The sequence below is a fragment of the Flavobacterium sp. B330r genome, assembly GCF_056824325.1.
The window spans coordinates 3,984,505-3,997,643 of record NZ_CP124860.1; the positions used below are offsets into that span (position 1 = coordinate 3,984,505).

At 34.5% G+C, this 13,139-nt stretch carries 14 protein-coding genes; 10 read left to right on the forward strand and 4 right to left on the reverse strand.

The features are described 5' to 3' along the window. The first annotated feature begins 511 nt into the window (after positions 1 to 511). The 10 genes from QLQ95_RS17780 to QLQ95_RS17825 all read left to right on the forward strand — a co-directional run bounded on the left by QLQ95_RS17780 (position 512) and on the right by QLQ95_RS17825 (position 8,994). The gene (locus QLQ95_RS17780; RefSeq protein WP_482500895.1) at positions 512 to 1,030 is read left to right on the forward strand and encodes a RidA family protein; all 519 of its coding nucleotides are present in this window, start codon (positions 512 to 514) and stop codon (positions 1,028 to 1,030) included. 375 nt (positions 1,031 to 1,405) lie between these two features. Beyond that, positions 1,406 to 2,287: an alpha/beta fold hydrolase gene (locus QLQ95_RS17785; RefSeq protein WP_482500897.1), complete on the forward strand. Its 882-nt coding sequence runs from the start codon at positions 1,406 to 1,408 to the stop codon at positions 2,285 to 2,287. Positions 2,288 to 2,292: 5 nt separating this feature from the next. Beyond that, positions 2,293 to 3,051 (forward strand): sulfite exporter TauE/SafE family protein, encoded by a 759-nt coding sequence (locus tag QLQ95_RS17790; RefSeq protein ID WP_482500899.1) that lies wholly within the window; start codon positions 2,293 to 2,295, stop codon positions 3,049 to 3,051. A gap of 17 nt (positions 3,052 to 3,068) precedes the next feature. Then, positions 3,069 to 4,052, forward strand: a complete 984-nt coding sequence (locus tag QLQ95_RS17795) for a type I glyceraldehyde-3-phosphate dehydrogenase (RefSeq protein ID WP_482500900.1) — start codon at positions 3,069 to 3,071, stop codon at positions 4,050 to 4,052. 23 nt (positions 4,053 to 4,075) lie between these two features. After that, on the forward strand, positions 4,076 to 4,690 hold the full coding sequence (locus QLQ95_RS17800) for a pyridoxamine 5'-phosphate oxidase family protein (RefSeq protein ID WP_482500901.1): 615 nt from the start codon (positions 4,076 to 4,078) through the stop codon (positions 4,688 to 4,690). 172 nt (positions 4,691 to 4,862) lie between these two features. Continuing rightward, positions 4,863 to 5,801, forward strand: a complete 939-nt coding sequence (locus tag QLQ95_RS17805; protein ID WP_482500903.1) for a ring-cleaving dioxygenase — start codon at positions 4,863 to 4,865, stop codon at positions 5,799 to 5,801. A gap of 42 nt (positions 5,802 to 5,843) precedes the next feature. After that, the gene (locus tag QLQ95_RS17810) at positions 5,844 to 6,890 is read left to right on the forward strand and encodes a proline iminopeptidase-family hydrolase (RefSeq protein ID WP_482500905.1); all 1,047 of its coding nucleotides are present in this window, start codon (positions 5,844 to 5,846) and stop codon (positions 6,888 to 6,890) included. 61 nt (positions 6,891 to 6,951) lie between these two features. Then, positions 6,952 to 7,242, forward strand: a complete 291-nt coding sequence (locus tag QLQ95_RS17815; RefSeq protein WP_482500907.1) for a GNAT family N-acetyltransferase — start codon at positions 6,952 to 6,954, stop codon at positions 7,240 to 7,242. A 375-nt stretch (positions 7,243 to 7,617) separates the two neighbouring features. Then, positions 7,618 to 7,986, forward strand: coding sequence for a helix-turn-helix domain-containing protein (locus tag QLQ95_RS17820; RefSeq protein ID WP_482500908.1), 369 nt, complete (start codon positions 7,618 to 7,620; stop codon positions 7,984 to 7,986). A 591-nt stretch (positions 7,987 to 8,577) separates the two neighbouring features. Beyond that, positions 8,578 to 8,994: a helix-turn-helix domain-containing protein gene (locus QLQ95_RS17825; RefSeq protein WP_482500910.1), complete on the forward strand. Its 417-nt coding sequence runs from the start codon at positions 8,578 to 8,580 to the stop codon at positions 8,992 to 8,994. A gap of 577 nt (positions 8,995 to 9,571) precedes the next feature. Here the strand turns inward: QLQ95_RS17825 and QLQ95_RS17830 are convergent. From QLQ95_RS17830 to QLQ95_RS17845, 4 genes are all read right to left on the reverse strand, one after another. Further along, positions 9,572 to 10,441 carry a hypothetical protein gene (locus tag QLQ95_RS17830; protein WP_482500912.1) on the reverse strand — a complete coding sequence of 290 codons (870 nt, stop codon included), beginning with the start codon at positions 10,439 to 10,441 and terminating at the stop codon, positions 9,572 to 9,574. Positions 10,442 to 10,472: 31 nt separating this feature from the next. Further along, positions 10,473 to 11,264, reverse strand: coding sequence for a hypothetical protein (locus QLQ95_RS17835; RefSeq protein ID WP_482500913.1), 792 nt, complete (start codon positions 11,262 to 11,264; stop codon positions 10,473 to 10,475). Positions 11,265 to 11,424: 160 nt separating this feature from the next. Further along, complete coding sequence (locus QLQ95_RS17840) at positions 11,425 to 12,747, reverse strand: PcfJ domain-containing protein (RefSeq protein ID WP_482500915.1); 1,323 nt, start codon at positions 12,745 to 12,747, stop codon at positions 11,425 to 11,427. Further along, complete coding sequence (locus tag QLQ95_RS17845) at positions 12,744 to 13,130, reverse strand: PcfK-like family protein (protein WP_482500916.1); 387 nt, start codon at positions 13,128 to 13,130, stop codon at positions 12,744 to 12,746. The genes QLQ95_RS17840 and QLQ95_RS17845 overlap by 4 nt, the downstream gene beginning before the upstream one ends. Positions 13,131 to 13,139 lie beyond the last annotated feature (9 nt).

Here is a 13,139-nt window from a genome sequence, read left to right on the forward strand (position 1 = left end):
ACCGTATCTATTTTAAAAAGTTGATTTTTGTTAATTTTTATTCAGAATATGTTTATCTCAGCTTGTTAATTATTTTTTATTTTATATAAAATCCTACACTTCAGTTTCTTACACAGTGCATATTTACTAAAGAAAAATAAGGTTTACTAATCTAAATGGGAAAAAAAAATTAAATCTTAGGTTTTTATAATCATTAGCAAATTATTCACAGAGAATGAAATTTTTATTCGGTATAATTTTGTTTCAGCAAGTAAAGAAGTTCATTTTTAATCTTCTGTGCCATTACAATTCCTCCAATTTATAAGGAATGAATTTTAATGGTTAAAGGGAGAGATGTTAGTAATTTTCTTTATTTCCACTGCCTGAAATTCTAAAGAAAGAGAGTTGTATTTATGAGTCAAAAAAAAATCATGAATAAAATTTGTCTTTGGTTTTTTATATCTAAGGCACATTAAATACATAAAGGGAAAGCTGAAGCCCTGATAAAGTAGGCGAATAAAAAACTATTGTTATGAAAACCGTATTAAAAAAATTAAAAGTAATGTTACTAGTTATTGGATTAACATGTATTATTCAAAGTTGTGGTCAAAAGGACAAAGAATTTGAAGATGAAACTAAAAAGCAATCCATTATTGTTAAGGAGAAGCCGGAATATTTTTTACTTCGTCCTGAAGTTGAAAAGTCCTATGGTTATTCTCATGCAGTAAAAATGGGTAATACTATTAAGATTTCAGGTGCTGTGAGTTTTGACGATGAAGGGAAACCTACTGCAAAAGGTGATCTGGCTCAGCAAATGAAAAATTGTTATGCAGATTTGGATAAAATATTAAAACATTATGACTGCACATTTGATGATGTGGTGATGGAAAATATCTTTACCACCAATATGCCGTTATTTCTTGAAATCTCAGGATACAGAAAAGAAATCTACAAGAAAAACTTTCCGACAGGTTCCTGGCTTGGTGTAAAAGAATTGGCATTTCCTGAATTAATGATAGAGATAGAACTGGAAGTTTATAAAGCACAATAATTACAAAATGAAAACTGCTTGATAAACAATAGAAGCTATAAACAAAGTTCATTTTGCTTTTAGAAGAACACATTATGAAATTCTTAAGTTGAGATTGCCATGTTTTAGTGCATTTAGCTTTTTAGCTGCTAGAGACTAACTCTGGTTATAAAAATAATTTTGAGCTCCAATATCTTTATTTTTTATAATTTTTAGTAAGTATATAACAGAAATGCAATTGAAACCATTGTCTAAGTTTGTGGTATAGAAATGCTTAAGTGTATTGATGTTAATAAAAAAATAAGCAATTACAGTACAAACGATTTGGATATTTAACAGGAGATGACTGGGAACTGAAATGATTTCCGGTACATGAACCTCTTAATTTAGGATATTATGGATTTTGGGAGTAAGCGGGAAGCGAAAATAAGTCATAAGGCTGTTATTATAGATTGGATAAAAATCGCCTATCGTGAAGCCGGAGATTCTGGAAATCCTACTTTATTGTTACTTCATGGATTTCCTTCTTCCTCGCATATGTTTCGAAATGTGATACCTAAATTATCAAAACATTTTCATGTTATTGCCCCTGATCTGCCAGCGTTTGGTTTCAGTGATGTTCCAAATTTGGAAACCTTTAGTTATACTTTCGAAAACTACGCTACTATTGTTACCCATTTTTTGGAAAAGTTAAGGATAACGAAAGCTAGTTTTTATCTATTTGACTATGGTGCCCCCATAGTAATGCGTTTACTCGTCAAACGTCCGGGAATGATCCAGATGCTTATTTTTCAAAATGGAAATATTTATAGTGAGGGAGTTGGGGATGTGTTAAAAGAGGTTAGTGCATTATATCGAAAGGATGATTTTGAAAGCTATACTAAACTAAAAAAGTTTTTTGAATTCGAGTATACCAAATGGGAGTATACCCATGGAGCGCAGGATATTTCAAATATAGGTCCGGAAACCTATTTTTTAGATCAATTCTTAATGGAGCGGGAGGGAGTTAAAGAGATTCAAATGGAATTAAAGAGGGACTATAGTACTAATGTAGCGCTTTATCCTGTCTGGCAGGACTTTTTAAAAAATCTGCAACCCGTTACTTTGATTGTGTGGGGAGAGCATGATGAAGTATTCAAAAAGGAAGGTGCGGAAATGCTACGCAAAGACCTTTTTGACTCAAAACTTATATTTTATCCTACAGGTCATTTTGCACTTGAGGAATTTGGAAATGAGATAGCGGATGAAATAATAACATATTGGTATTTAAACTTTTAACTATTATGAATACTTATCTTGAACTTTTCTTTTTATTTTTAATGGCCATCATAGGAGGTGGTGTTAATGCAACTATAGGAGGAGGCTGGTTTGTTATTTTTCCAAGTTTGATTTTTAGAGGTATACAGCCTGTAACAGGAACGGCAACTACAACCATCATTCTTTTATCCGGTTTTCTTGTCTCATCAAAACCCATAAAAAAAACAAGGGAAATTTCTAAAAGGCATTTCAATTATATGGTTGTAGCCTGTACAATTGGAGGTGTGACAGGAGCCTTTCTGCTCATAGCCTTTTCGCATAAGGTGTTTGAAAGTATTGCACCTTATTTATTGTTATGTTCCTGGATTCTTTTTACTTTTTATAATCGAATACAGCACTATTTTAATTTGGAGTTTGCAACCAGAAAAGAGTTTAAGTACTCACATACAAAACTAGTTCCGATATTTTTACTAGGTATTTATGGAGGATATTTTGGAGCAGGGATGGGAATGATCATTTTTATCCTGTACAGTTTTTATGGAATCAAAAGCAATGACACTCTAGAAAGATTGGCGTTGTTTTTAGTTGGAGCCAGTAATGGAATAGCAATTCTTGTTTTTATTTGTTCTGGGTTGATTTTTTGGCCTTTTGCGCTGGTAATGATAACTGGGGCTATTTTGGGAGGTTACCTAGGAAATGCATGCAAAGAAAAAATTGATATAGAAAGGGTAAAAAAAAATGCAATTGTTATTGGGGCAACAGTCACCCTATATTTCTTATTATAAATTAAATACACTATCACATGAAAAGAATTGCAATTAACGGTTTTGGCCGTATAGGCAGGGCCGCTTTAAAAATTATTACCGATACAGCCGGACAAGAAGTCGTAGGGATTAATGATCTGATGAGCATAGAAAATGCTGTTTTTTTACTGCAAAGAGACAGTATTTACGGCAAATATGAAAAAGAGGTATCGTTTAGAGACGATACTATATTTATTGAAGGAAAGGCAATTAAATATACAACAATAAAAGATCCTTCAGAACTTCCGTGGAAATCACTCGGTGTTGATGTTGTAATCGAAAGTACCGGTTTTTTTACCAATAAACCCGATGCAGAAAAGCATTTGCAGGCAGGGGCTAAATTTGTAGTTATTTCTGGTCCTACTAAGGATACTCCCACTATTGTACACGGTGTAAATACAGAGGAAGGTAAAGTAGAAATCTTTTCCTGCGGAAGCTGTACAACGAATAATATTGGCCCGATCATAGAAATACTGGGGCGTCGTATAGGAATAAAAAAGGCAATTTTAAATACGACACATGCTTATACGGCTTCTCAGACTTTAGTTGATGCTCCCTCTAAAAAAGAACCCAGAATGGGACGTGCAGCTGGGCTTAATTCAGCACCAGCTGCCACTGGTGCAGCTCTAGCCGTTACAAAAGCATTACCTGAATTTGTTGGCAAATTTGACGGTATTGCCGTGCGTGTACCAGTACCAATTGGTTCAATATCTGATATTACTTTCGTAACTCAAAGGGCAACTACAGTTGAAGAAATTAATGCGATTTTAACCGAAGAAGCTCAGACGCCCCGCTACAATAAAGTCGTTGAGGTCAGCCATGAGCAATTGGTTTCTAGCGACATAATTAAAAGCACTTACGCTGCAACTGTTGATCTTGAAATGACAAGAGTGGTCGATGGAGATTTAGTGAAGGTCATGGCCTGGTACGATAATGAATGGGGATTTACAAATCAAATGATAAGACAGATTCAGGAGCTTTAAATATAATAGAAAAGAAATTTGCAATGAATTATCAAGAACTAGCTTTTAGCGATGCCATAAAAGAAATTCAGGAAAAAAAAGGAAGCCGGAACAGTTATGCCCGAATGGAAAAAATGACCTATACCGATGGCCTGAGCGAACAGGAAATGGCATTTATAGAAAGTCAGGACAGTTTTTATATGGCTTCATATGGTGAAAATGAATTTCCGTACATACAACATCGAGGCGGACCCCAGGGGTTTGTGAAAATTATAGATGCAAATACGATCGGAATTGTTGATTTTGTTGGAAATCGCCAATATATTTCTGCAGGAAATATATCAAAAAATCCTAAAGTAGCCCTTATAATGGTTTCTTACCCTCACAGGGCACGCTTAAAAATTTATGCAGAAGCTCAAATCTTAGATGTTGCAGGCAACAGTGAATTATATGAGAAACTAAAACCTGAAGATTATAAGTTTAAGCCCGAGCAAATGATGATTTTTAAAATTAAGGCTTATGATTGGAACTGCCCGCAGCATATCACACCGCGATATACAGTTGCGGAAATCAAAGAAGTTTTTGATCTTCAAAAAAAACATATTAGCGATCTTGAACAGCAAATTAAAGATTTAGAGGCACTTCTTTCAAAAAAGTAAAGTTCTATTACTAAAACCATAGCTTTAAAAAGTTTTTTACAAATGTGAAAACATTATTTGACGGTTATGGAAGTAAAATATGATTTTATATTTCTTAATCCAGATTAATGGATGCGTCGATCAAGGGAAGTAAATTTGTAATGAAATCACAACAATTTAATGTATAAATACCATGGAAAATAAAATTTTAGGTATGCACCATATCACTGCAATTGCAGGTGATGCAAAACGTAATTTCAATTTTTACTCAAAAATATTAGGATTAAGATTCATCAAAAAAACGGTGAATTTTGACGATCCCCGAACGTACCATTTTTACTTTGGTGATGAGATAGGAAGTGCAGGAACCATTTTAACTTTTTTTCCTTGGGGAGAAGGAATTCAGCAAGGAGTAAAAGGATCCGGAATGGCTACCGAAATTGGATATTCTGTTCCAAAAGGAAGCCTTGATTTCTGGCAGAAACGTTTTGAGAAATACAATGTAATTTATAATAAACCAGCTGAAAAATTTGGAGAAAAATACCTTACTTTTCTGGATCCGGATGGTTTAAAATTAGAGTTAATCGAATCAAAAACCGAAGATAACAGAAAAGCATGGCAAACTGATGAAGTAAAAGAGGATGCAGCTACAAAAGGTTTTCATAACATAACTTTGACTTTAAATAACATAAAAGAAACTGCTGCAATCTTAACAGAAATTTTTGGCTACAAATTGATTGATCAGGACGTAAACCGCTACCGTTATGCCACAACTGCTGTAGAAAATGCTGCCATTGTTGATTTAGTAGAGTTGACCGATGAAAAAAAGGGTATCGTTGCCAATGGATCTGTTCACCACGTTGCTTTTCGTGTGCAAAATGATAAAATTTTAATGCACTTCCGTGAAAAAGTAGAAGCATACGGATTGTCAATTACACCACAAATAGACAGACAATATTTCCATTCTCTCTATTTTAGAGAACCAGGAGGAGTTTTGTTTGAAATCGCAACAGATAATCCCGGGTTTACAGTAGATGAAAGTTTAGAAGAATTAGGTCAAAACTTAAAACTCCCAGAGCAGTACGAATCTCAAAGGTCCAGTATTGAAAAACATTTGGTTAAAATTAATTAAATTAAAATTTTATATAAAAATAAATAAATTAAAACATCGCCCATGATTGCTTACAAAAATATTTTTTTACTGGCCTTAGCTGCATTCTTTTTAAATGCATGTAATAAAGAAAATACCTTAGGAAATAAAAACACGGATGTTAGTACGTATCTGACAGACACCACTTCGGGTATTAAAACAGGTGGTGTAAAGGTGGTGCAAATTACTACACCAAAAGGTAAATTTAATGTCTGGACAAAGAGAATTGGAAATAACCCAAAGATTAAGTTATTATTACTTAACGGAGGACCGGGAGCAACGCATGAATATTTTGAATGTATGGAAAGTTTTTTGCCGGCAGAAGGCATTGAATTTATTTATTATGATCAACTAGGGACGGGTAATTCAGACAATCCAAATGATCCTGCACTTTGGGATTTACAGCGTTTTGTAGAAGAAATTGAGCAGGTACGTCAGGCATTAAAACTGGATAAAGACAATTTTTATCTATTGGGTCATTCGTGGGGTGGAATTTTGGCAGCTCAATATGCTCTTAAATATCAACAAAATATAAAAGGGCTTATTATTTCAAATATGATGATGAGTGCTCCGGAATATGATAAGTATGCCAAAGAGGTACTGGCTAAGCAACTAGATCCAAAAGTTTTAGCCAGAATCAGGGAAATCGAAAAAAACAAGGATTTTGAAAATCCGGAATATATGGAATTACTTGTGCCTAATTTTTATTCGAAACATATTTTACGTTTAGATGCAAACCTGTGGCCGGATCCTGTTAATCGTGCTTTTAGTAAAATTAACCAATCACTTTATGTTACGATGCAGGGACCAAGTGAATTTGGTCTTTCAGGTAAACTTGAAAAATGGGATGTTACAAAAGAACTTTCTAAAATTACAGTACCAACATTATCAATTGGTGCAAAATATGACACAATGAATCCGGAACATATGAAATGGATAGCTACACAGGTTAAAAATGGAACCTATTTGTATTGTGACAAAGGAAGTCATATGAGTATGTATGATGATCAGCAAACTTATATGAAAGGTTTAATTAAATTTTTAAAAGATACAGGTCATAGTAATAATTAAAAGTTTATCGATTAATTCAAGATTTAAAGATTAGTTGTTCTCTGATAATATAGTAATAAACATGGAAACAATAAAATTGGAGTTAGATGAAAAAAAACAGGGGGCTTTTAATCTGTATGTTGACAACAAAAAGCTAGGTGAAATGATCGTAAGGGTCAGGCCTCACTTACTGATTGTTTATCACACAGGAATTGAACCTGAAGCAGAAGGGAAAGGTTACGCTAAAAAGCTTTTGAAAGAAATGACGTCTTATGTAAGAACCAATAATTTAATGGTTTTGCCCGTGTGTCCCTACGTAAGTTCACAGTTCAAAAAATATCCGGATGAATACGTAGATATCTGGAAAAAATAATTTTAAACTAATGTATTTACCATCCGTATTTTAAGTCGTATTTATAAATGAGCTAATACAGTTTTGAACCTAAACTCGCCAAGCCTTGGTTTTGTTGGATTTCTACTTTACAAGATACCCATGTGCCACGATTCTGCCACAAAACTAAGACGGGTGAAATATGTAAAGATCCAAAATAGTCTTGTAGATATCTATCTAGGTAAATACTTTAAAAATAAGTGTATGTCAGTAATTTAGAAAATAAATCTTATTTTTGAAAAGTTAGGTTTATATGTTTTTAATTATGATATGCTGTTAGCTTACATTTTTAGAAGGGAAGAAACGAGCCAAGCCAAGCTATTAAATAAATAATTTACACGATACGATCACAGAAAAATGGGATATGAAAAATTAACGTCGGAAGAAAAGCAATTTTATTCAACAAAATTAGAAAGCATTTTATCTTCTAAAAAGCTATTTTTAAATATTAATTTATCTCTGCTCGACCTTGCTGAAGAAACAGGAATTCAGCTCCATATTATATCATTTATAGTTAATAACGAATTTAACCTTCATTTTAAAGATAATATTAATATTAAGAGAATCGCTTATTTTAAAGAAAATATTAGTACTCCTCAATGGAAAGATTTAACTGTCGATAAAATGATTCTCGCTGCGGGATTTAGATCTAGAACTACATGCTACAGAGCGTTTATGAAACATGTTGGGTTGACTCCATCAAAATATTTAAAAAATACGCAGTAGAGATTCATAATAAACAAAAAAGTGTCTAAAAGTTTCGAACCTAAACTCGTTAGACCTTTATTTAGCTGAATTTCTATTTTTATAAAACTACATACGCCACGATTATGCCACAAAATTTAGATTGGTTAAATATCATTAAAACTGACTTAGCTTTTTGTGGCAAAAAAGGTATTCACTCCAAACTCCTTGTGCCACGATTCTGCCATAAAGTTCAGAGGACTAATTTTTTTAAAGCTGAGTAATCCAGGAATCTTTTTTACCAAAGTCACCTTGATAATTGATTCCTTCGTATTATTTCAAAACGAGAAACAAGGTTTTGAGAGCAGTCTTGCAGTTTTTTTCTGATTTTTATATGGGATAATTTAAAATTAGTGATTCTAACCATTCTATACTTTTAAAATTTAAATATCATTTAATTGCTAGATTTTAACGTAGTATTTTAGTGACTATTCTTGACTTAAAACTAGTTTGACTTTAAAAAAATACTTAAATTTAGCTTTGTGCTTTTTTTTCAAATTGATGATATAATGTTAATCTTTAGTGGATAATTATCTGGCACTAACTTTTTTTATATTATTGGCAATAAAAAATATGAATTTTAAAAAACTAACACAGAACGAAAAAAAAACTTATTTGACCAAAGTCGAGAGTGCCTTAGTTTCTAAAAAGCTTTTTCTTAAATGTGATTTCTCTCTGCCAGATTTGGCAGAAGAAACAGGAATTGAACTTCATACGCTTTCGTACCTGATTAATTCAGAAATTAAACATAATTTTAGAAATTATATAAATAGTATGAGAATCGCGTATTTCAAAGAAAAATTAAACGATTTTGAATGGAAAGATTTAACAGTCGAGAAAATGCTAATAGCCTGCGGATTCAAATGCAGGGCTACTTGCCACCGGGCGTTTATTAAGCAAGTTGGTCTACCGCCTTCCGAATATTTAAAATTGTATAGAGTCGAATACGATCATAAAAAAGTTCCTAAAAAGAGATATAACTATGGTTAACTTTAAAAAAAATATAAAGAAACATATAATTTTCCATTTTAAAAATAATAGAAAATAGTCCAACTACTATCAGATTGAAACTATTGTAGGGATAAATTTTATTGCTATTTGTAATCAATAACGTAATTTCGAACTTAGACTTGTCAAGCGTTGATTTTACAGAACTTCTAGTTTTTTTAATACATTGTGCCACAAATCTCTGATTCATAATAGCTGAGACAGTTTTTGATGTAGTAATGTTTCGAACTTAAGCTTTCAAGTGGTTGTTTTATAGTGTTTTAAATTTTATCTTGAATCTAGGTGCACCGATTCTGCACCCAAATCAAATTAATACTCTATCAATATTTTATCTTCCGTAAGTTTAAAAAGTTTCGAACCTAAATTTTTTAGAGTCTTATTTGGCTTAGTTTCTGCTTTTCCAAAACACCATGTGCCACGATTTTGCCACAAACTTAGATTGGTAAAAAAACTGTAAAAATTCGCCTTAACTTTTTGTGGCAAATTCGAAGACAACTCCACGTAAGCCTTTTTTATAAAATTGACTGCGGCAGATTTTGAAGTCTTATGATCCTGCTGCTTACAAGAGCATTATCATTAGATTCTCCTGGGAATACCTGCGGTAAAATTTCAGATAGCCCAGATAACAGACATAAGTCATAAAACCGGAAACAAGAAAAATAACGAACTCCGCACTTAGACTTTTATGCAGTTCAATTGTAAACTCTTCAGGAAAGTGCCAGCAGATATACAGCAGCATATATAATGTCAGGATATTGAGAATAAAACAGGTCACCCGTAAAAAACCATATAAAGCGACATAGTTCATCAGCTTGGACTGATGAGATGCATTGACGTCATAGCTGTGGTGTATCAGCAGTTTATTATAATCGTGATTTGTAAAGTCAATGGTGAGGGTGGGGTCGAGCAATCGAAATCGGTCAATTATTTTTGTCTTGATCAAGGACACATAAGGCTCACCTAATTTTTTGGTATAGACCGATCTGTTGAGGTCTAGCATTTTTCCGATGCTAATGGATGAAAGCGATATGGGAGCAAGAAAGGCTCCCAGAAGCAAGCGAAGTATAAACGATAAGATAGTGGGGATCCAGTCCACAGCCGGTGGATATCTGCATTTTCTCTGGAAATATCGGTTAGTGCTGTAGATGCCCAGGAGGTTTTTAGAGGGATAACCAAATTTCCATATTGTAAAATTTTCGATAGTCAAGGTAGATAGAAAACTTAAGATATGACCCAATGTATAGGCCAGAATGATAAAAAAAGTCATGTAGATAATCGAGATATCTGTCTTCAATGTTTCAATATTCCCTCTTCTAAAATAAAATTGCAGTCCATCTTGGTTTTGCAGAAAATAGACAAGAAACAATGCAAATGATCCAGGTATGAAATAACCCAGAAAATCAAAAAGGGAGAAAGGGTTTTTTTCCATTTTGGTTAGATTTTGGTTTTATGTTAGTTTTTTAGCCATCAATTCTTGGCATGGGTGAAAAAGTGATGTAATTCATACCCCAATAACCCGGCAAGGTGATGCCGCACTTTTCAAGGAGCAGTTTAGTGATAATATCGAAAATAAGGTTTTTTGAATCATCGAGGGACATCGGAGAGGAAGGAGGATCATGGGCTGTCCTGCCATGTCTGGCATAATATCCTAGCACCTCATAGTTGTTGGCCGTATGATGGAAGTCGTTTAATTTACTCTTATGAGGTTTCAAAAAAACATTATCAGCCTGTTGCCTTAAAAAATATCTGATATCATCGTAAATCATATAAAGCAGTCTGTAGTCCACTTTTTTGGACAGCAGGAAAAAAAGATTGGTAAGGAAAGGGTCAGTGCAGATTTTTTCAAATAAAATATAAATTGGGTTGACAGGGGCGTTTTCGGCCAATAACGGAATGGATGCCAAATCCAAGTCTATTTTATATATTTCTATATTGCGGGGATTCCTGATTTGAATTTCATTTTCATGGTCGTAAATATCACCTAATGTGAAATAATGAACAGCGATTCTGTTACGGTCCAAAAGTGTATAAATCCCCTGAAAGAGCGAAACGAGCTGTTCTGCGGCAATTACTATTTCATCAGATTTTTGAAAACTTGAAAGCAGAGAGGACGTAAAGCGAAATTCTCTTCCTCCGTGATCATGATCCTCAAGCCAGAAATAGGAGTGGTTTGTCCTATTGTTGTTTCCTAAAAAATTTTCAATAGGAATTTTTGCATTAACCCTTATGCTGTATCTTATATTTTCTGCCATTTTTATACGGTATACATTGAGAAGCCAAATGTATAACTTTCAGTACGGAAACTATCAGGTATAAATACTGGTTTGAAACTGTTGGAGGGCAATCGTGGGCGTTGCTGCGAATGGGTACTGCTGCTTTGAAGTGTCTGCGCTCGAAAAAAAATAAAGCCGATTAATAATCGGCTTTATTCGTTTCTGTTTTTTTTCTTTTATTCATCCTCTCTTTGATTTGATAAAGGTTCTGCTCCATCAGACGTATTATCTGCGCATGGTTTTTTGAGGGTTTGTTTTTAAGTCCCCTGCATTGCAGGACTTCCATTCTGCTCAGAGAGAGTTCAATGGTTTCTTCAGTTTTGTCGCAGACTTTCGCCGAGAGGATAAGAGAGTCCCTTTTATCGTAGTACTGATTGGTAAAAATGCAGTGGGAAAGTTCATCGCCCTCTAACATAAAGTCTTTGACATGCTCAATGACGGCGATTGTTATTTCTTTTTCCTTAAAGGACAATCCGAAGAATCTTTTTTTATCGCTTTGATATCTTTTCTGCGCCTTTTCGATTTCAAGGCGTAGGTCTTGGAGTTTTTTCTTTCTTAGCAAATCCCTTTTTTTCTTTACGAGATGGTCGTGTGCTTCTCCCAAGTTTTCAGGACATACATACTTACCACAGGAAAGGTCTTTATTGAAATAACGAAGCAGTTCGAGATAATCCTCCCAAATCTGTACATCTGAAATCTTATAGCCATTTCTGATGACCGTTTTGACAGCCTGCCAGTTTCGTCGGATGTTCTGCCTTGAAGCGCCGAGATAGTACTGCAAGAGGTTCAGCTGTCGTGATTTGAGGAGGGTTTCTGCGATGGGGTCAGATAAAAGTGATGAGAAGAGCAGGTGCGGTGTAATATCGTAGACCGAACTTTTAAAGCCATTTCTTTTTAAAATAGTAAGCACTTTAATCTGGGGATAAACTTTAAAAGGATTGATATAGAATTTGGCATTACGAGAGAAATCCTTTGGTTTGATTTCAAGAGGGGAATAGAATTTCCATGCATCTAGCGTATTTGAAAACACATTGGTGCTGAGTGCGAGCGTACGGACTTCGCCTTTGGGATTAATCCAATGCTGCATGACTTCCTTATGAAAATAGGTCGGCATGAAATTCTTTTTCATGTGCTTGTGGGCAATAACCATTCGTACCACCTGAAACCCTGTGCAGCTATCAATCACGGCAAAATATTCGGTTTCTTTAAAATGCACCTGATTATAGGGCATCATTTTAAGCTTTCCCGCGCAGGCAGGGCAGGAAGTGAACTTAGCGCAGGTCTTTTCGCAGGAGGGTTTCCAAACATGGGTGCACTGCAAACAGTAAAATTTGGAGCGGGACAATACGCCCCATTTGAGAAAGATATTCTGCTCCGCCCAAGTGAATACCTCAGGTCTTATGGGCGCAAGTGAACTGCTTAACGCCGTGAGCTGTTTTTCGATGTGGGTTTTGGGTATCATAGGTCAAAGAGTGTAAGGGCGGTCTGCAAGGGTTTTACTTCTTTTTTTACTGGTGGAACAGTTTCTGTTTTGACTGTCACAGCAGGGATTTCAGGCTGAGAGAAAAGATCTGAGGAGGCAGGGGTCTGCACCACAACTTTGCATGCCACTGGGGCAGTCGTGCCGATGGAATCATCGGTATAGTACTTAATTGCCATATCAAAAATTTCCTGATTGTTAAAGGCGCACAAACCTGTTTTTTTGACCTCACCTAAAATGTAATTCAGACAGCTTTCCAAATTTTTGGTAGTTTTAGCGTAGTGCGGTGCAAAGTCGGTATCGCCCTGCGCCAAATTATTCAGATAGTTTTCTATGGCGTTTTTAAAATTTTCAGAAGCTTTCATAAGAGTATA